Here is an 18,735-nt window from a genome sequence, read left to right on the forward strand (position 1 = left end):
TTCAGCAGCCTGATTTGTCACCAATTTGCCAGCCGCGCGTGACGATCAAGGCTCCTGCCTCAATCTCGTCATTGCGAGCGCAGCGAAGCAATCCAGAATCTTTCGCCGAGACAGTCTGGATTGCTTCGCTGCGCTCGCAATGACGGCTGGGGTCGTCACCCCGCCCAGATCAAGTCCTGCAGCTCAACCAGATCATTCGCCCTCTCCTGCCAGCCCTCGATGCAGATGTGCGCATTGAGGTCGCTCGCCTGGTGAAGCAGCATCAGGGCCATCAGGCGGCGCTTCAGCGCATAGTCCAGCGTCGCATAGCCGAAACCTTCGAGCAGGCTCTTCACCCTCCCCGGCCGGCCCGCCGCCATGAAGGCGCCGGGGCCGAGCAGGTCGTAGTCTCGCCATCCCGCGCGCACGTCGCCGAAGTCGAACAGGCCTTTGAGCGACCATATGCCGTCATCGCAGGCGAGCAGGAAATTCTCAGGGATATATTCGCCGGTCAGGATCACCGGCGGCGCGTCCATCGGAATCAGCGCGGCCGCATCGCGCAGGAGATCGTCGAGGCCTTCGAGGAATTTCGGCGCAAGGCCGAGGCGCTCGTGCCTGGCGCGGCAGCCCCGCATCTGGGCGCGCATGAAGTCGTCCCAGCGCGGCTCGATATGTGCGAGCGGTCCGAGCGGGGCGCGCTGCACCGATGCGATGGTCTCGCCGATCTGGCGCAGCACGCGCTCCTTCTGCTCCTCCGGCAGGTGTGGCCAGGCTTCCGAGCCGAGCGTGCCGGCAAGGCGGGTGATGACGAGATAGGGCCAGCCGTCACGCACCCCTTCCGCGACGATCTCGGGGATCCGCAAGGACAGCCGGCCGGCGAGCTGCGTCAGCGAGCCGCGCTCGGAGAGGAATTGGGCGCGGAGCAGCGGCGGGAAGATCTTCAGGATCAGGAGCTCACCGAGGCCGACCACGAGATTGGTCCCGGTCGCAAAGACGTGCGGCGCGCCGACGTCGAGACCGTGGCCGCGCGCGATGTCGAGCGCGATTCCCAGCCATTGCGAAGGATTGGAGCGAAAGACGCGAAAGCTTTCGGCATCGGTGAAAGCCGGCAGCTCCTGCGACGGACCTTTGGTCATCCGCACTCGCTCATCGAAACAAGCTTGATTGATTCAGTGCAAACCGAGCAGGCGGTGCACCTCTCCCGCTTGCGGGAGAGGTCGCGCCGAAGGCGCGGGTGAGGGTTCTCTCCTCTTGGGGATTGTCCCGTTGCGGAGACACCCTCTCCCCAACCCTCCCCCGCAAGCGGGGGAGGGAGCGCACCGCGCTCGCGGTTGCAGCGATATCTGATCGCAACACGCCGCTATCGCTCCGGGCTGGCGCGCTCGAACTGGCGCAGCAGCTTGTTGCCGCGCTCGACCGCGGAATCGAGCGCGGCCTGCGCGCTCTTCTGGCCGGTAAAGGCCTGCTCCAGCTCGTCCTCGATCACGCCGCGGATCAGGACGAAGGAGCCGAGCCGGATGCCCTTCGAGTTCTCCGTCGGCGGATGCAGCGTGATCTCCTCAAACGAGATCGCCGAGCCCGGATTGCGCTGGTAGAAGCCCTGCGCCCGCGTCAGCTCGAAGGCGGCGCGGGTAACAGGCAAATAGCCGGTGTTCTGGTGCCAGGCGGCCTGCACGCCGGGCTGAGACAGATAGGCGAAGAATCGCGCCACGCCCTTGTATTCCTCGCGCGGCCGGTCGCGCAGCACCCACAGCGTGGCGCCGCCGATGATCGAGTTCTGCGGCGCATCCTTCACGTCCGGCCAGTACGGCATCATGCCGTAGCCGATCTCGAATTTCGAATTCGCCTTGATGTCGGCGCGCGTCGCCGAGGAGCCGATGAACATGCCGCATTCGCCGTTCTGGAAGCGCGGCTCGGCGGACTGGCCGCGGCCGCCATAGTCGAACAGCTTGCTCTTCTGCCACTCGGCGAGCTGGGCGACGTGCTTGACGATAACGGGATTGTTGATGGTCAGCTCGGCATCGAGGCCGGCAAAGCCGTTGGTACGGGTCGCGAGCGGCAGGTTGTGGAAGGCGGAAAAATTCTCGACGTGGATCCAGGATGGCCAGGAGGTGGTGAAGCCGCAAGGCGCACCGCGGTCGCGCAGGCGTTTGGCGGCGGCGCCGAGCTCGGGCCAGGTCTTCGGCGGCGCCTCCGGATCGAGGCCGGCGTCGCGGAACATGGTCTTGTTGTAGTACAGGATCGGCGTCGAGGAATTGAACGGGAACGACAAGAGATTGCCGGCCGCGTCGGTGTAGTAGCCGGAGACCGCGGGAAGGTAGTCGTTGAGCGAGAACGGCTCGCCCTGGTCCCGCATCAGGCTGAACACCGGATAGATGGCGCCCTTCGCCGCGGTCATGGTGGCGGTGGCCACCTCGTTGACCTGGACGATGGCGGGCTGGCTGCGCGAGCGGAAGGCGAAGATCGCGGCCGTCACCGTCTCGGTGTAGCTGCCCTTGTAAGCCGGCACGATGCGGTAATCCGGCTGCGAGGCGTTGAAGTCGGCGGCGAGCTTGTCCAGTTGCCGGCCGAGCTCGCCGGACATGGCGTGCCACAGCGCGATGTCGGTGGCGGCGCGCGCGGGCGCGGCCAGCGCGACAGAAGCGAAGACGGCGAGGATCTGCAAAAGGCGCGATGCTGACGTCACGATGGCTCTTCCCGTGTCGCACGACGAAAGGCGGCTGCTCCTGCTTAAGGCGCGGCATTTGCGGTTTCAACCGGGAATGAGAGGCGGCCGCGCCGCACAATCAGCCCGCGGGCCCGGCGCGGGATGGCCTTCCCTTAACCATCTGCTAGATTGCGTTGAACCTTTTGCTCCCGCCATAGACTCCACCACTAAGGGGCTGAGTGTGCCAGTGTTGAGCCGTGCCGAACTCTCGCGGACCGGGGTGGTTTTCGTCGCGCTTTTGCTCGCGCTCTGCGCGACGGACGCCATTGCGCGCGAATTCCGCGCCGCCGACACCCAGACCGAGGATTACCCGACCGTGCAGGCGCTGCGCTACATGGGCGCCCTGATCGCCGAGCGCACCGGCGGCCGGCACGAGGTCAAGGTGTTCCACTCCCGCCAGCTCGGCGAGGAGAAGGAGACCATCGAGCAGACCCGGGCCGGCGCGATCGACCTCAACCGGACCAATGTCGCCCTGATCGGCAATTTCGTTCCGGCCATGAACGTGCTCGCCATGCCGTTCCTGTTCCGGTCCATCGAGCACATGCAGAAGGTGCTGGACGGGCCGATCGGCGGCGAGATCCTGAACAGTTTCGAGCCCTACGGCTTCGTCGGGCTCTGCTTCTACGATTCCGGGGCGCGGTCGATCTACAACGGTGTCCGCCCTATCAGGAGCATCGAAGACCTCCGGGGCCTGCGGATCCGGGTGCAGCAGTCGGAGTTGATGAGCCAGATGATCCGCTCGCTCGGCGCCGAACCGGTCGAGATGCCCTACGGGCAGGTGCTCACCGGGCTTGCCAACCACCTGATCGACGGCGCCGAGAACAACTGGCCATCCTTCGTGACGACCGACCATTACAAACATGCCGGGCACTACACGCTGACCGAGCACACGATGAGCCCCGAGGTGCTGGTGATCTCGCTGAAGGCCTGGCGGAGCCTCTCGGCGGAGGACCAGACCATCTTCAGGGAGGCCGCGCAGCGCTCCAGCCGGTTCATGCGCGAGAAGTGGCGCGACCTCGAGGAGCAGTCGCAGCGCAAGGCGCAAGCTGCCGGCGTCAGCATCGTCAGGGATATCGACCGCAAGCCGTTCGAGGATGCCATGGCCGCGATCTACACCAGGGCCGCCCGGGACCCCGCCGCGGCGGCATTGCTCGAACGCATTCGCAAGGTGGAGTGAGGCCTGTTGCCCGCGCTTGGACACAGCGAGAACGCAGACAGACCGCCCGGCCCGATCGGGCGGCTGCGCGCGCGGCTCGTCGGCGCGCTCCGGGCCGTCCCGATCCGCTGGCGCATCCTGTCGATCGCGGCGCTGAACTCCGCGGTCGTGGTGGTGCTGGTGGCGCTGATCTGGAACGGCTCGCTGGTACTGGGCTCGGCCTGGGACGACGTGCGCCAGGTGCGCGAATCCGACCGCATCCTGGCGCTGCTCGAGAGCGAGACCGGACGGCTGCACAATCTGATCCACCGCTACATCAACCAGCCGAGCCCGGACCTGTTCGCCGAGATCCTGTTGCTGCGCGAGGCGGTGCTGGGCACGCTGAGCAACCGCGCCGCCAAGGACCCGATGCTGTCGGGCTCGGTCGAGGAGCTGGAACGCACCACCGAGCGCTTCCTCAACGGCTTCGGCGAGCTGCGCAGCGTGCAGGCCACGATCGCGAAGACCTATGAGGACCAGGTGCAGGGCCCGGCCAGGGACATGGCGGGGCTCTATTCCATCATCGAGGGCGCCACCGGCCATCGCGACGCGTTGATCTGGCCCTCGCTCGGCAAGTCGCGCGAGGCCTTCACCGCGATGCTGGTCGCGGCCAACTCCTACTATCTGTCGCAGTCGGCGGGCGCCGCCGACGATGCGCGCCGCCACACCGAGACGATCGAGAAGACCATTCCCGTGATGATCGATCTCGCCGACAACGATCTCCAGCGCATGGCGCTGCAACGGCTGGGGGCCCGCACCGCGTCCTTACGCGAGGGCTTCGCAAAACTCTCCGAGCAGCTGACGAGCCGCACCGAGCTCTTGCGCAACTCCATCGACGCCAGCCAGGCCGAGGCGATCGGCGCCATCGACGATCTCTCCACCAAGATGCGCCAGCGCGAGCAGAAGGCGCAGGAGACTTTCGACCGCACGCTGGCGGATATCTCGCGGCGGGTGCTGTCGATCGCGGTGATCTTCCTCGGCATCATCCTCACCGCCGGCGTGCTGATCGCGCTGTCGATCCGGCTGCCGCTGCAGCAGATCATGGCGGCGATGCGCGCGATCACGCTCGGCAATCTCGACCGCGAGGTGCAGGGCACCAAGGCACGTGACGAGGTCGGCGCCATGGCACGCGCGGTGGAGGTGTTTCGCGAGAACGCGATCGCCAAGCGCGAGACCGAGGACGAGCTGCGCGCCTCCAAGGAGAAGGCCGAGAGCGCGCTGCTCGAGCTCAATACCGCACAGCAGAACCTGATCGACGCCGAGCGGCTCGCCGCGCTCGGCGGTCTCGTCGCCGGCGTTGCCCACGAGGTCAACAACCCCATCGGCATCAGCCTGACGGTCGCCTCCAGCTTCGCCCGGCGTAGCGAGATCTTCGAGGCCCAGCTCAGGGGCGACGGCGGCCTGCGCCGCTCGCAGCTGGAGGAGTTCGTACAGTCCTCGCGCGACGCCTCGCAGCAGCTCGTCGCCAACCTCACCCGCGCCGGCGAGCTGATCCAGTCGTTCAAGCAGGTCGCGGTCGACCGCTCCCATGCCGAGCGGCGGCAGTTCTCACTCAGCGAAGCCACCGACCAGATCATCGCGAGCCTGCGGCCGGTACTGAAGCGCTCGCCGATCACGCTCGAGGTCGACGTGCCCGAGGGGCTGCTGCTGGACGGCTATCCCGGCTCCTACGGCCAGATCCTGACCAACCTCTTCCTCAACGCCGCCAACCACGCCTTCGCCGACGGGCGCGCCGGCACCATCACGATCTCGGCGCGGCCGCGCGGGGCCGACGACATCGAGATCATCTTCACCGACGACGGGGCCGGCATGACCCCGGACGTGCAGCGCCAGGCCTTTGACCCATTCTTTACCACCCGGCGCAATGAAGGTGGCACGGGACTCGGGCTTCATATCGTCTATAACCTCGTCACCCAGCAGCTCGGCGGTCGCATGATGCTGGAATCCAAGCTGGGACAAGGCACCACTTTTCGCATTATCATGCCCCGGGTCGCCAAGGGCGGCGCGCAAAGCACAGAGATTGACGGGACTTCTCAATGGCCGAACAGGACGATGTCCTCCACCTGATCGACGACACCGGTACCGCGTCGGAGGACCAGAACGCACGGAAATGGAAGATCGCCGTCATCGACGACGATCCGGCCGTGCATGACGGCACCCGTTTTGCGCTGTCCGACTACAGCCTCAACGGCCAGAGCCTGGAGATCCTCTCGGCCTATTCCGCCGCCGAAGGCCGCAAGCTGATGGCCGCGCACAGCGACATCGCCGCGGTGCTGCTCGACGTCATCATGGAGACGGATGTGGCCGGCCTCGAGCTGGTCGAGTTCATCCGCAACGAGATCAGGAACGAAACCGTGCGCATCATCCTGCGCACCGGCCAGCCTGGCCAGGCGCCCGAGCGGCGCGTGATCGTGCAGTACGACATCAACGACTACAAGGCCAAGACCGAGCTCACCGCCGACAAGCTGTTCACCTCACTGACCGCGGCGCTGCGCTCCTATCAGCAGCTCGAGCGCATGGTGCAGACGCGGCGCGGGCTCGAGATCATCATCGACGCGGCGTCCACGCTGTACGATTTCAAGTCGATGCAGCGGCTCGCCGAGGGCGTGCTGACCCAGCTCGCCTCGCTGCTCAATGTCGACTGCGCCGGTATACTGGTCCTGCGCGACAATGGCGGCATCGACCCCGAGCTTTCGGTGCTCGCCGGCAGCGGCTGCTACAGCCGCTTCATCGGCACCACGTCGTCGAAGGCGCTCGACCCCGAGCTGCGCGAGATGGTGGAGGCCGCGTTCCAGCGCCGCAAGAACGAATTCGCCGACCATCGCAGCGTGATCTACTTGCGCACCGGCTCCGGCCGCGAGGTGGTGGTGCTGCTGCAGGCCGAGCGCGAGCTGTCGGAGACCGACCGCTCGCTGGTCGAGATCTTCTCCTCAAGGCTCTCGATCGCCTTCGACAACGTCATCCTCTATCAGCAGCTGCAGGACGCCAACACCCAGCTGGAAGACCGCGTCGCCCAGCGCACCCGCGCCCTGATGCAGGCCAACCGCCGCCTGTCGGCGCAATGGCTGCGGCTGCAGCGCGCCAACGGCTTCAAGAACGAGATCCTGGGCACCGTCGCGCACGACCTGAAGAACCCGCTCGGCGTCATCCTCGGCCGCACCGAGATGCTGAAGGAGCTGATCTCGACCGGCGCGTCGGCAAGCGGCGTGGTCGCCCAGGTCGATCACATCCGCGACGCCACCAAGCGCCTGACCACGATGGTCGACCACCTGATCTCGGATGCGATGGCGGATGCCTTCGACATCACCATCCGCCGCGAGCCGGTCGACGTCGCGGCGCTGGTGAAGGAGGTCGCCGAGGCCAACCAGCCGCTCGCCGTCAACAAGCAGCAGGCGATCAGCGTCACCGCGCCGCCCAACATCGTCACCATGTGCGACACCGACCGCATCCGCGAGGCGATCGACAATCTCATCAGCAACGCCATCAAATACTCGCCAATCGGCGGCAAGATCGGCGTCGCCGTCACCCATGAGGGCAGCGACACCATCGTCCGCGTCAGCGACGAGGGCGCCGGCCTGTCGCCGGAGGATCTCGGCCGCCTGTTCGGCCGGTTCCAGCGACTATCCGCCAAGCCGACCGCCGGCGAGAGCTCGACGGGGCTTGGGTTATCCATCGTCAAGCGTATCATCGACATGCACGGCGGCGAGGTGACCGCCGACAGCGACGGCCCCGGCAAGGGCTCGACCTTCACCATCACCCTCCCTGCGAACGAGATGCCGTGACCTAGAGACCATGACCCAAAGCCAGCACATCATGATCGTCGACGACGAGGCCCCGGCCCGCGAGATGGTCGGCGATTACCTCAAGATGCACGGCTTCACCGTGACGCTGTGCGACGGCGGCAAGAGCTTGCGCGCCGCGATCCAGGGCGGCATGCCCGATCTCGTGGTGCTCGATCTCAACATGCCCGAGGAAGACGGGCTCTCGATCATCCGCGACCTCAAGAGCCGCATCAACGTGCCCGTGATCATGCTGACGGCGACCGCGAGCCCGATCGACCGCGTCGTCGGCCTCGAGCTCGGCGCCGACGACTACGTCGCAAAGCCCTGCGAGCTGCGCGAATTGATGGCGCGCATCCGCTCGGTGCTGCGGCGGAGCACGCCGGTGAAGGCCGCCGCGGCAGAGGCAGCGGCGAAATCCGACAAGGACCAGCTGGTGCGCTTCGGCACCAAATGGCTCGACCTCGAAGCGCAGGCGCTGCGCGACGACGAGGGCAACGAGCATCCGCTGACCGCATCCGAATTCGGGCTGCTCAAGGTGTTCGCGGCCAATCCCAAGCGCGTGCTGTCGCGCGAGCGCCTGTTGGAGCTCGCCAATGCGCGCGACGCCGAAGCCTTCGACCGCGCGGTTGATCTGCGCATCATGCGCATCCGCCGCAAGATCGAGCCCGATCCGGCCAAGCCCGCCGTGATTCGCACCATCCGCGGCGGCGGCTATCTGTTCTCGCCGGGGGGCGAGAAGGCGTAAGGGCGCGGCGGCACGCCAGGTGCCGTAGGGTGGGCAAAGCGAAGCGTGCCCACCACTCTCAGTTATAGAAAGAACGTGGGCACGGCGCTCCGCGCCTTTGCCCACCCTGCGATTGTCCCGCCTGGGCATCGATCCAGGACGACGGCGATGGGTGGGGCGCCGCCAAACGCAAGGGCCCGAAATACGTTCCCCTCGGCTCCGTCCGCGTCAAAATCCCCCACCCCGTATTTTCCGTATATTGAAATTCCACGACTTTTTGCCCCGAATGTTTCGTCGCGCCCTCTCCGACGAAACAATTTGGCGGCGCACGAAACCATTTTCCGCTTTTCGCGCAGACGTCCCGAAACGGTGGCTGATTAACACTTTGGTCCAAGGAAACGCCGCTCGGTTGCGGCGCTACGGGGAGCCAAGTCCATGCCGAACGTCATCGCCATCAACGCCCAGGCCAGCCAGAGCATCATTGCCGCTCAGGCGACTTCGGACGACATGCTTCTCGAAAGCATTGCCGACGGCAACCGGACCGCGATGCACATCCTGTATTGCCGGCACAATGTGCGGGTCTACCGTTTCATCCTGCGCATCGTGCGCGACGCCACCACGGCGGAAGATCTGGTCAGCCAGGTGTTCCTCGATGTGTGGCGGACCGCCGGCCAATTCCAGGGCCGCTCGCAGGTCTCGACCTGGCTGCTCTCGATCGCCCGCTTCAAGGCGCTGACCGCGATGCGCCAGCGCCGCTTCGAGGACATCGACCAGGAAGACGTGCGCCAGATTCCCGATGATTGCGATACGCCGGAGACCTCGCTCGACCGCAGCGACACCAGCGCCATCCTGCGCGCCTGCGTGGCCAAGCTGTCGCCCGCACATCGCGAGATCATCAACCTCGTCTACTACCACGAGAAGTCGGTGGAGGAGGTCGGGCAGATCATCGGCATCCCGCAGAGCACGGTGAAGACCCGGATGTTCTATGCCCGCAAGCAACTCGCCGATTTGCTTAAGGGCGCCGGTGTCGACCGTTTCGCCGCATAAGGACAATGATTTCAAAGGGATAGGACCTCAATTTGGGCCCTGTCCCCGGACACGGAAGCGTTACCGCCGATGAAACAATTGAAACAAACGACAACATCAGGCGGAAAAACTTCCCCCCTATAAAGCTCCCATACGGTTTCGTTAAACCTCCCAAGACCTCCAGCGACCCGGACGATGCCCCCGTCCGGGTCGTTTTGTATTTGGGGGGTGTCGCGCGAGTGAGGCGGCCCGGCTATCTCATTCCCTCCCCCCTTGCGGGGGAGGGGCAGGGAGAGGGGTCCACACGGGGACTCTCTCGATATGAGCGGGCGGCACGAGCGCAGAGGGGTGGACCATTTGCTGGGCTACCCCTCTCCCCCGCCCTCCCCGCAAGGGGAGGGAGCGCACTGCCGCTGCGGCGAACAGGGTTGCCTCGCAAAGCCCTCTCACCAAACAAGCCCCCGTCACGAAGGCGTGACGTCGCGTAACGACCGCCCCATCGCACACGAACTGCCTCGTGACCTCCATCACGAGTGCGCCATGCTCGAGCTTCTCTTCGCCGTCCTGGCCGGCATCCTCACCATCGCCGCGCCCTGCACGCTGCCGATGCTGCCGATCCTGCTCGGCGCCTCGATCGGGCGCGCGGGGCACTTGCGACCCGCCATGATCGCGCTCGGCTTCGTCGTCTCCTTCTCCGCGGTCGCGCTGCTGTTAGGTGCGCTCACGCACCTGTTCGATTTCGACCCGAACGTGCTGCGCGAGGCAGCGGCGATCCTGCTGCTCGGCTTCGGCCTGTTGATGCTGTGGCCGGCGCCGTTCGAGTGGCTGTCGATCCGGCTCAATGGCTGGCTCGACCTCGGCAGTTCGAGCGCCACGCAGCGCGAGGGTGCGCTCGGCGGACTCGTGCTCGGCACCACGCTGGGCCTGGTCTGGACGCCCTGCGCAGGCCCCGTGCTCGGCTCGATCCTGACGCTGGTGGCGACGTCGAAGAACCTCGCCTGGGCCGGCACGCTGCTGGTCGCCTACGCCATCGGCGCGGCGATCCCGATGCTGGGAATAGCCTATGGCGGACAGGCCGCGACCACGCGCGTGCGCAGCCTCGCGCGCATCTCGCCGCGGCTGCAGCAGGGCTTTGGCGTCGTCGTGATCGCCTTCGCGGTCGCCGCCTATTTCCAGTACGACACGCTGATCGTGGCGTGGCTCACCGGCTTCTATCCCACCGGCCAGATCGGCCTGTGATCATCCCAAAACTTCACCGGAGGACGCTTCCATGACTCTCAAACTGCTCGCAATGTCTGCTGCACTGATCGGCATCACCGTCACCGGCGCCGTGATCCCCGGCATCTGCGACGAGGCCGCGCGCGCGACGCCGATCACCGTCGCCGCCGCGAGCCAGCAGACCGCGCCTGATTTCACCGGCATCACCAACTGGTTCAACTCGAAGCCGCTGAGCCTCGCTGATCTCCGCGGCAAGGTCGTGCTGGTCGACTTCTGGACCTATGGCTGCGTCAACTGCGTCAACACGCTGCCGCACGTCACCGACCTCTATGCCAAGTACAAGGACCGGGGTCTCGTCGTGGTCGGCGTGCACACGCCGGAATTCCCGTTCGAGCGCTCGGCCTCCAACGTGCAGGCCGCGCTCAAGCGCCACGGCATCACCTATCCGGTGGCGCAGGATAACGATTCCAGGACCTGGAACGCTTACCAGAACCAGTATTGGCCAGCGCAATACATCATCGACCAGAGCGGCAAGATCGTGTTCCAGCACGCCGGCGAAGGCCGCTACGACGAGATCGACCGCACCGTGGCAAGGCTGCTGAACGCCAGCAGCTAGTGCCGGGCGGGCATCACGCGGCTGGTTTCGCCTGACACCCTTGTTGCTTGACTCCACGGACGCGTCCGTGGAGTTTCGCGCCATCGGAATCAGCCGCCCGCAATGGCCGACGCGAACACCAGCACCGACATCCGCCTTCGTGAAGGCTCTTCGATCGCGCAGCGGCTGGTCATGGCCGGCTTCGCGGCCGCCGTTGCGCTGTGCTTCACGCCGGGCCTGTTCACGCACGACACCCTGGAGATCGTCATCTCGGTGGTGGCGCTGCTGGCGGGAGCCGGGTTCGTCGTCGGCATCATGATGGCGCCGGCGGTGGTGTGGATCATCACGCCTGACGAGATCCTGATCGGGCGGCAAAGCCCGTTCGGAAAGCTGCGCATACGGATCGTCGCGAAAGACGACATCACAGCGTTGCAGGTTCCCGGCAGCAAGCGGGTGAAAGCCCGCTTTCAGCTCGTCTTCACGCTTGTCTCGGGCGAGCGCCTGACGTCGCCGCCGATCTCGGATGTCACGCATGTGCGCGACACCGTGGCGCGGATCGCCAAGCAATTCGACGTTCCCAATGTCGAGGAGCCCGTCAATCCGCTCGATGCCAGCAATCCCGAGATGCATCTCGGCGAGCCGCTCGAGGCGTTTTCCGCGCGAGACATAAGGATCGTCGCGTTGATCGCCGTCGCGTTGTCCGCCGTGCCCTATGCCTACAAGCTCTGGCGCGGATGGCCGCCCAGCCATGTCGATATCCTGCTGCTGCCGCTCGGCGCGCTCGCGGCGTTCGCGGTCTACAGATACGCCAACCTCGCGACCGGCGCGTTCTGGGTCATCCGGCAGGGCGATATCCGCGTCGAACGGCTGTGGGGCGACGGCACGCCACGCACGGACAGCATCGAGGGGCACGAGGTGAAGACGATCACCGTCGACCGCCGCGGCCGGTCGGAAGACGAGCACTGCATCGTCACGATCCGCCTGCGCTCGGGACGGCGGTTTCGCAGCCCCCGGATCGGCTCGCGGCTCGAGGCCCGCGCCGTCGGGACCGAAATCGTGCGGCGGCTCGGGATCGCGCCGGAGAGCAACAAGATCTAGCCGGCGCACAGCGCCAATTGTCGAAGTTCATGTCACGCCGAGTCCGGTCTGAGCCTCTCCCGCTTGCGGGAGAGGTCGCCGCGACCGGGCGATGCGAAGCATCGTCCCGCGCGGCGGGTGAGGGTTCTTTCCTCTTGGGGAGTGTCCCATTGCGGAAGCACCCTCTCCCCAACCCTCGCCCGCAAGCGGGAGAGGGAGCCCACTACCACCGCGGCAGCATTCTATGCTTTTCGCGCCATCCCCTGTTTGTGGCATTGCCCCGGCCCCGTCAAAAAACCAAAGCATTCTCGTGACATATCAGGGCAGCGCGCCATCAACTTGCCATGAACATGCCCCTGAGATTTGATGGTTCCGAATGATTTGCGCTGTGGCAGCGGGGAGAACTTAGAATGACGGATTATCGTCGCCTGACCGGGGCGTTCATCACGGCCCTGAGCCTGGTTCTGACCACCTCATACGCCTCCGCCCAGCAGCCGGACCGCGGCGACGAGCCGGGCCTGATCGCCGACGACGGCTACCAGCTCGAGCCGGAATGGCAGAAGCAGGTCGTGTACTTCCGCACCACCGAAACGCCTGGCACCATCATCATCTCGACCGCCGAGCGGCACCTCTATCTGGTGCAGCCGGGCGGGCGCGCGATCCGCTACGGCATCGGCGTCGGCCGCGACGGTTTTCAGTGGCAGGGTCTGGTGAACATCACCAACAAGAAGGAGTGGCCGGACTGGACGCCGCCGCCGGAGATGATCCAGCGCCAGCCCTACCTGCCGCGCTTCATGGCCGGCGGCCCCGGCAATCCGCTGGGCGCCCGCGCCATGTATCTGGGCACCACCGTCTACCGCATCCACGGCACCAACCGGCCGGATACGATCGGCACCAAGGTGTCCTCGGGCTGCTTCCGTCTCGTCAACAACGACGTCGCCGATCTCTACGATCGCGTCCCTGTCGGGACCAAGGTGGTCATCCGGCAGAAGCCCGAACTCTAAGGGCCATGGTTCGAGCATGATCGCACCGATCATGCTCTGCCCCCTCCTCCCATTTCCTTTTCCCGATTATTTCGAGAGAGAGACATCATGCGCAGTTTTCGAGGCGGCCTGCTGATCGGGCTCGCGGTCGCCGTACTGGTCGGCGTCCTCGCCGTCATCTACGAGTTTTACGACACCCGCACGCTGAAGCGCACGGTTCGCCGCGGTGAGGTGCTGTGCGGCGTCAACAAGGGCCTGCCGGGCTTCTCGATCCCCGACGACAAGGGCAACTGGACCGGCTTCGACGTCGATTTCTGCCGCGCGGTGGCCGCTGCGATCTTCAACGACCCGAACAAGGCGAAGTTCGTCGCGCTCGACGCCAGCGAGCGCTTCAAGGAGCTGCAGAGCCGGAAAGTCGACATCCTCTCGCGCAACTCGACCTGGAGCATGGCGCGCGAGCTCGACTACGACCTCTATTTCCCCGCGGTCGCCTATTACGACGGCGCAGGCTTCATGCTGCCGCGCGCCCGCAACAAGGAGACGTCGCTGGACCTGACCGGCAGCAAGGTCTGCGTGCAGACCGGCACCACGACGGCGCTCAACGTCTCCGACTACTTCCGTGCCAACAACATGAAGTATGAAGAGGTGAAGTTCGACAAGCTCGACGACGTGGTGAAGGCCTACGATTCCGGCAAGTGCGATACGCTCTCCGCCGACGTCTCGCAGCTCTATGCGCTCAGGCTGAACCTGTCGAAGCCCGGCGACCACATGATCCTGCCGGACATGATCTCCAAGGAGCCGCTCGCCCCCGTCGTGCGCCAGCGCGACGACGACTGGATGATGATCGTGAAGTGGACGCTCTACGCCATGATCAACGCCGAAGAGCTTGGCGTCTCCTCGGAGAACATCGACGAGGCCCTGAAGTCGAAGAAGCCTGAAGTGATGCGCCTCGTCGGCAACGAGGGCAATTACGGCGAGCAGCTCGGCCTCACCAAGGACTGGGTCGTCCGCATCATCCGCAGCGTCGGCAATTACGGCGAGATGTACGAGCGCAACATCGGCGAGAAGTCCAAGCTGAAGATCCCGCGCGGGATGAACCAGCTGTGGAATGCCGGTGGCGTGCAGTACGCGCCGCCGATGCGGTAGGGGCTCCAACCACCGTCATTGCGAACGAAGCGTAGCAATCCAGAATCTTTCCACGGCGACAGTCTGGATTGCTTCGTCGCACCAGCGCAAAATTGCTTCGCAATTTTGTCGCGGGCTCCTCGCAATGACGAGCTTGGGGCGGAGCGCTCTCCACACTCTCAACTGTCATCGCCCGCGAAAGCGGGCGATCCAGTATTCCAGAGACGTCAAACGTATATGGAAAGGCCGCGGCGTACTGGGTCGCCCGGTCGAGCCGGGCGACGACACCTATTGTGTGGCACGATGGCAGCGCTCCAGTCCGTAGCCCGGATGGAGCGCAGCGCAATCCGGGGCCGTCTCACCGCTCGGAGAGAATCCCGGATTTCGCTCCGCTCCATCCGGGCTACGAGATCAATACCCCCGCGCCAGCGCCAGCTGCTGGGTGTGGTAGTTCGCATCGCCGAACAATTCCTCGCACACCCGCGCGCGCTTCATGAAGAAGCCGATGTCGAACTGGTCGGTCATGCCCATGCCGCCGTGCATCTGCACGCCTTCCTGCACCGCGCGGGTGGCGGTGGTGCCGGCGCGCGCCTTGGCCACGGCCACGGCTGAGGCGGCCTTGGCGACATCGGTATCCAGCGCCTGCAGCGCCTTCATGGTGGCGGCGCGGGTGATCTCGATGTCGACATAGAGCTCGGCGGCGCGGTGCTGCAGCGCCTGGAATTCGCCGATCAGCTTGCCGAACTGTTTTCTGTTCTTGAGATACTCGACGGTGCGGCCAAAGACCTCGTCGCTGAGGCCGACCATTTCGGCGGCGACCGCGCCACGTCCGATATCGAGCACGCCGTCAAGCAGCGCGGCGCCCTGATCGACCTCGCCGAGCACGCTGTCGGCGGTCACCTCGACATTGGCAAGCTCGATCCGCGCCGCATTGTGCGCGTCGACCATGATGGTGCGCTCGACCGAAACGCCCTTGGCCTTGGGGTTCGCCAGGAACAACGTCAGCCCTTCACGCTCGCCGGCCGAGCCAGAAGTGCGCGCGGCAACGATGAAGAGATCGGCGACATGACCGTCGACGACAAGTGCCTTGGCGCCGGAAAGCTTGAAACCGTTGCCGGCGCGCACGGCCTGCAGGCTGGTCTGCAGCGGGCGATGCTTGGCCCCCTCGTCGATCGCGAGCGTTGCGAGCAGCGAGCCGCTCGCGAGCTTCGGCAGATATTCCGACTTCTGCGCGGCATTGCCGCCGCGATTCAGCGCGGAGGCCGCGACCACGCTGGTGGCGAGGAAGGGCGAGGGCATCAAGGTGCGGCCGATCTCCTCCATGAGCACACCGGCTTCCATGAAGCCGAGGCCGCTGCCGCCGAACTCTTCCGGCACGAGCAGGCCGGCAAAGCCCATCTCGGCAAAGGATTGCCACAGCTCCTTGGAGAAGCCGGTGGGATCCTTGGAGTCGCGCAGATGGCGCAGGTGCGACACCGGCGCCTTGTCGCTGATCAGCCCGCGCGCTGAGTCGCGGAGCATCGATTGTTCTTCGGTGAGGACGAGGGCCATGGTGCAAAGTCTCTAACGTCTGGCGGAATGCGTATTTGTTGCTGTCATTCCGGGGCGATGCGCCGCATCGAACCCGGAATCTCGAGGTTCCGGGTTCGGTCCTGCGGACCGCCCCGGAACGACGGTTAAGCCCCCGGCAGATCCAGGATGCGCTTGGCGACAATGCCGAGCATGACCTCGGACGTGCCGCCCTCGATCGAGTTGGCCTTGGTGCGCAGCCAGGCGCGCGGGCGGGCGCCCTGCCTGGAGCGCTCGCTCTCCCATTCCAGCGCATCGACGCCGCCGGCCGACATCAGGATCTCGTAGCGGCGCTTGTTGAGCTCGGTGCCGTAATATTTCATCGCCGAGGAGAACGCCGGATGCGCCTGCCCCGCCTTGGCGAGATCGACCGCGCGCTCGGCGCAGGCCGCGAGCGCGGCCTCGTCGACGTCGAAGCTCGCGATCTGGCCGCGCAGCATGGCATCATCGAGCCGCCCCAGCGTATCGGAGCCGACGGAATCCGCCGCGATCTGGCCGAGCGGACGGCCGACGCCGCGCTCGCCCATCCCCGAGATCATCGCGCGCTCGTGCTGGAGCAGATATTTCGCGACGTCCCAGCCACGGTTGACGGTACCGACCACATGCGACTTCGGCACGCGGACACCGTCGAAGAAGGTCTCGCAGAACGGCGAGTAGCCGGAGATCAGCAGGATCGGCTTGGTCGAGACGCCCTTCGAGGTCATGTCGAACAGGATGAAGCTGATGCCGTCGTGCTTCTTCGCAACGGGATCGGTGCGGACGAGGCAGAAGATCCAGTCGGCGTAGTTGGCGTAGGACGTCCAGATCTTCGAGCCCGTGATGACGAAGTCGTCGCCGTCGCTCTCGGCGCGGGTCTGCAGCGAGGCAAGATCGGAGCCGGCGTTCGGCTCGGAATAGCCCTGGCACCAGCGGATCAGGCCCGCCGCGATTTTCGGCAGGTGCTCCTTCTTCTGGGCGTCGTTGCCGTATTTCAAAAGCGCCGGCCCGAGCATCCAGATGCCGAAGCTCGACAGCGGCGGACGCGCGCCCATTTTGGCCATCTCCGCGCGCAGCACCTTGTGCTCGGCGGCGCTGAGGCCACCGCCGCCATATTGCTTCGGCCAATCCGGCACGGTCCAGCCCTTGTCGCGCATGCGCTCGAACCAGATGCGCTGCGGCTCGGACGAGAATTTTGCGTTGCGTCCGCCCCAGAACACGTCGGCGTCGGAGGTTGCGGGCTTGCGCATCTCCGGCGGGCAATTGGCTTCGAGCCAGGCGCGCGTCTCAACGCGGAATGTTTCGAGATCGGCGGTTTCAGAATCGCTGGTTTGAGAGTCAGTCATTGGTCGTTTCCATCACTCAAAATCGACTTGTTGGCGGCGACTCTGGGCCATCGCCCCGTGGAATTCAACCACTTCCGCGGCCGCATTCCGTTATAGTCGCCGCCACGGCGGTGCTTGAAAACAAAGAGGAAACGACAATGCGCCTGAAACTTCTTTCGCCTGGCGAAATGAACGAGAGCCAGCGGCAGACCTATGACGAGTCGATTGCCGGCAAGCGCGGCAAGCCGCCGGCTCCGATGATGGCCTGGCTGGGCAGCCCGGAGATGGCGCGGCATGCGACGCGGCTCGGCGAAGTGCTGCGCTTCGACACGATCTTCCCGGCAAAACTCTCGGAGATCGCGATCCTGGTGACGGCGCGGCACTGGACCGCGCATTACGAATGGTATGCGCATAAGCGCCTGGCGCTTGCCGGCGGCATGAAGCCGGAGATCATCGACGCGATCCGCGATCGCCGCACGCCTGAGTTCGACGATGCCAAGGGGAAGATGATCTACGACGTCGCGAAGTCGCTGCATGAGGGACACGGCGTCGAGAAGGGGCTCTATGATGAGGCGGTGAAGCTGCTCGGCGAACGCGGTGTCGTCGAGGTGATCGGGCTGTGCGGCTATTACACGCTGGTGTCGATGACGCTGAACACGTTCGAATTCGGCCTGCCCGAGGGCGAGGTGTCGGAGCTCGCTTAGTTTCCCGTCCGGAAACGATGGGTTTCGGGATCAGCCCGTAGCGCGATCCCGGGGCCGGCCTTATGTGCATGGTTTCAACGGAGCATTCCCATGTCGCAAACCCAGGCCGTCGCCGCCGGCACCCGAATCGGCCACGTCCACCTCAAGGTCGCCGACCTCGATCGCGCGCTCGGCTTTTATTGCGGCGTGCTCGGCTTCGAGCTGATGCAGCGCATGGGCTCGGGCGCGGCCTTCATCTCGGCCGGCGGCTATCATCACCACATCGGGCTCAACACCTGGGAGAGCAAGGGCGGCTCGCCGCCGCCGCCGGGCACGACGGGGCTGTTCCACACCGCGATCCTCTATCCGACGCGCCCTGCGCTGGCGGATGCGCTGCACCGGGTGCTCTCGGCCGGCATTGCGCTGGACGGCGCGAGCGACCACGGCGTCAGCGAGGCGCTGTACTTGCGCGATCCCGACGAGAACGGCGTGGAGCTGTATTGGGACAAGCCGCGGGAGCAATGGCCGTTCGGGCCGGACGGGAAGCTCGCGATGTTCACCAAGCGGCTGGATGTGGAGGCGTTGCTGAGGCAGCGCGAGAGGTGAACTCCGCCCTCTCCTCGTCATTGCGAGCGCAGCGAAGCAATCCAGAATCTTTCCGCCGAGACAGCCTGGATTGCTTCTCTGCGCTCGCAATGACGGAGTGTGTTAAGGCGCCGTTGCGATAGCCCAAGCGTGATGCCGTAGGGTGGACAAAGCGGAGCGTGCCCA

16 protein-coding genes are annotated in these 18,735 nt (G+C 65.5%); 12 read left to right on the top strand and 4 right to left on the bottom strand.

The features are described from left to right. Nucleotides 1-155 precede the first annotated feature (155 nt). Nucleotides 156-1,115 carry a phosphotransferase gene (locus QA649_RS41905; RefSeq protein WP_283022260.1) on the bottom strand — a complete coding sequence of 320 codons (960 nt, stop codon included), beginning with the start codon at nt 1,113-1,115 and terminating at the stop codon, nt 156-158. Nucleotides 1,116-1,339: 224 nt separating this feature from the next. Beyond that, a complete protein-coding gene (gene ugpB, locus QA649_RS41910; RefSeq protein ID WP_283026219.1) occupies nt 1,340-2,644 on the bottom strand; it encodes a sn-glycerol-3-phosphate ABC transporter substrate-binding protein UgpB in 1,305 nt (434 codons plus the stop codon). A gap of 223 nt (nt 2,645-2,867) precedes the next feature. On the opposite strand from ugpB, the gene QA649_RS41915 reads away from it, so the two are divergent. The 10 genes from QA649_RS41915 to QA649_RS41960 all read left to right on the top strand — a co-directional run bounded on the left by QA649_RS41915 (nt 2,868) and on the right by QA649_RS41960 (nt 14,432). After that, nucleotides 2,868-3,863, top strand: coding sequence for a TRAP transporter substrate-binding protein (locus QA649_RS41915; RefSeq protein WP_283022261.1), 996 nt, complete (start codon nt 2,868-2,870; stop codon nt 3,861-3,863). 54 nt (nt 3,864-3,917) lie between these two features. Next, complete coding sequence (locus tag QA649_RS41920; protein WP_283026220.1) at nt 3,918-5,948, top strand: ATP-binding protein; 2,031 nt, start codon at nt 3,918-3,920, stop codon at nt 5,946-5,948. After that, nucleotides 5,918-7,663 carry a DUF3369 domain-containing protein gene (locus QA649_RS41925; protein ID WP_283022262.1) on the top strand — a complete coding sequence of 582 codons (1,746 nt, stop codon included), beginning with the start codon at nt 5,918-5,920 and terminating at the stop codon, nt 7,661-7,663. The genes QA649_RS41920 and QA649_RS41925 overlap by 31 nt, the downstream gene beginning before the upstream one ends. 10 nt (nt 7,664-7,673) lie before the next feature. Then, nucleotides 7,674-8,408 carry a response regulator gene (locus QA649_RS41930; RefSeq protein ID WP_018644456.1) on the top strand — a complete coding sequence of 245 codons (735 nt, stop codon included), beginning with the start codon at nt 7,674-7,676 and terminating at the stop codon, nt 8,406-8,408. A 414-nt stretch (nt 8,409-8,822) separates the two neighbouring features. Further along, nucleotides 8,823-9,434 carry a sigma-70 family RNA polymerase sigma factor gene (locus tag QA649_RS41935; protein WP_018644455.1) on the top strand — a complete coding sequence of 204 codons (612 nt, stop codon included), beginning with the start codon at nt 8,823-8,825 and terminating at the stop codon, nt 9,432-9,434. Between the two features lie 519 nt (nt 9,435-9,953). Continuing rightward, a complete protein-coding gene (locus QA649_RS41940) occupies nt 9,954-10,652 on the top strand; it encodes a cytochrome c biogenesis CcdA family protein (RefSeq protein ID WP_283022263.1) in 699 nt (232 codons plus the stop codon). Between the two features lie 31 nt (nt 10,653-10,683). Further along, entirely contained in the window at nt 10,684-11,247 is a 564-nt protein-coding gene (locus QA649_RS41945; protein ID WP_283022264.1) for a thioredoxin family protein, read from the top strand. Nucleotides 11,248-11,349: 102 nt separating this feature from the next. Then, complete coding sequence (locus tag QA649_RS41950) at nt 11,350-12,324, top strand: hypothetical protein (RefSeq protein ID WP_283022265.1); 975 nt, start codon at nt 11,350-11,352, stop codon at nt 12,322-12,324. A gap of 389 nt (nt 12,325-12,713) precedes the next feature. Beyond that, a complete protein-coding gene (locus QA649_RS41955) occupies nt 12,714-13,307 on the top strand; it encodes a L,D-transpeptidase (protein ID WP_283022266.1) in 594 nt (197 codons plus the stop codon). 87 nt (nt 13,308-13,394) lie between these two features. Then, nucleotides 13,395-14,432, top strand: a complete 1,038-nt coding sequence (locus QA649_RS41960; protein ID WP_283022267.1) for an amino acid ABC transporter substrate-binding protein — start codon at nt 13,395-13,397, stop codon at nt 14,430-14,432. 390 nt (nt 14,433-14,822) lie between these two features. Here QA649_RS41960 and QA649_RS41965 read toward each other — a convergent pair whose 3' ends face one another. Both QA649_RS41965 and QA649_RS41970 read right to left on the bottom strand, forming a co-directional pair. Continuing rightward, nucleotides 14,823-15,962, bottom strand: coding sequence for an acyl-CoA dehydrogenase family protein (locus tag QA649_RS41965; RefSeq protein ID WP_283022268.1), 1,140 nt, complete (start codon nt 15,960-15,962; stop codon nt 14,823-14,825). A gap of 125 nt (nt 15,963-16,087) precedes the next feature. Beyond that, a complete protein-coding gene (locus QA649_RS41970; protein WP_283022269.1) occupies nt 16,088-17,302 on the bottom strand; it encodes an acyl-CoA dehydrogenase family protein in 1,215 nt (404 codons plus the stop codon). Between the two features lie 137 nt (nt 17,303-17,439). Between QA649_RS41970 and QA649_RS41975 the strand changes: the two genes are divergently transcribed. Together QA649_RS41975 and QA649_RS41980 are read left to right on the top strand one after the other, a co-directional pair. Continuing rightward, nucleotides 17,440-17,985, top strand: a complete 546-nt coding sequence (locus QA649_RS41975; RefSeq protein WP_283022270.1) for a carboxymuconolactone decarboxylase family protein — start codon at nt 17,440-17,442, stop codon at nt 17,983-17,985. Between the two features lie 90 nt (nt 17,986-18,075). Beyond that, complete coding sequence (locus QA649_RS41980; protein WP_283022271.1) at nt 18,076-18,570, top strand: VOC family protein; 495 nt, start codon at nt 18,076-18,078, stop codon at nt 18,568-18,570. Nucleotides 18,571-18,735 lie beyond the last annotated feature (165 nt).

Origin of the sequence: Bradyrhizobium sp. CB1717 (genome assembly GCF_029714325.1) — a bacterium.
Classification (GTDB): Bacteria; Pseudomonadota; Alphaproteobacteria; order Rhizobiales; family Xanthobacteraceae; genus Bradyrhizobium.

What these genes read in the sequence shown, in the direction of transcription:
- QA649_RS41940 (WP_283022263.1), top strand. Translation starts at nt 9,954, where the DNA reads ATGCTCGAGCTTCTCTTCGCCGTCCTGGCCGGCATCCTCACCATCGCC.
- QA649_RS41955 (WP_283022266.1), top strand. Translation starts at nt 12,714, where the DNA reads ATGACGGATTATCGTCGCCTGACCGGGGCGTTCATCACGGCCCTGAGC.
- QA649_RS41975 (WP_283022270.1), top strand. Translation starts at nt 17,440, where the DNA reads ATGCGCCTGAAACTTCTTTCGCCTGGCGAAATGAACGAGAGCCAGCGG.
- QA649_RS41925 (WP_283022262.1), top strand. Translation starts at nt 5,918, where the DNA reads ATGGCCGAACAGGACGATGTCCTCCACCTGATCGACGACACCGGTACC.
- QA649_RS41935 (WP_018644455.1), top strand. Translation starts at nt 8,823, where the DNA reads ATGCCGAACGTCATCGCCATCAACGCCCAGGCCAGCCAGAGCATCATT.
- QA649_RS41950 (WP_283022265.1), top strand. Translation starts at nt 11,350, where the DNA reads ATGGCCGACGCGAACACCAGCACCGACATCCGCCTTCGTGAAGGCTCT.
- QA649_RS41970 (WP_283022269.1), bottom strand. Translation starts at nt 17,302, where the DNA reads ATGACTGACTCTCAAACCAGCGATTCTGAAACCGCCGATCTCGAAACA.
- QA649_RS41905 (WP_283022260.1), bottom strand. Translation starts at nt 1,115, where the DNA reads ATGACCAAAGGTCCGTCGCAGGAGCTGCCGGCTTTCACCGATGCCGAA.
- QA649_RS41980 (WP_283022271.1), top strand. Translation starts at nt 18,076, where the DNA reads ATGTCGCAAACCCAGGCCGTCGCCGCCGGCACCCGAATCGGCCACGTC.
- QA649_RS41965 (WP_283022268.1), bottom strand. Translation starts at nt 15,962, where the DNA reads ATGGCCCTCGTCCTCACCGAAGAACAATCGATGCTCCGCGACTCAGCG.
- QA649_RS41960 (WP_283022267.1), top strand. Translation starts at nt 13,395, where the DNA reads ATGCGCAGTTTTCGAGGCGGCCTGCTGATCGGGCTCGCGGTCGCCGTA.
- QA649_RS41930 (WP_018644456.1), top strand. Translation starts at nt 7,674, where the DNA reads ATGACCCAAAGCCAGCACATCATGATCGTCGACGACGAGGCCCCGGCC.
- QA649_RS41945 (WP_283022264.1), top strand. Translation starts at nt 10,684, where the DNA reads ATGACTCTCAAACTGCTCGCAATGTCTGCTGCACTGATCGGCATCACC.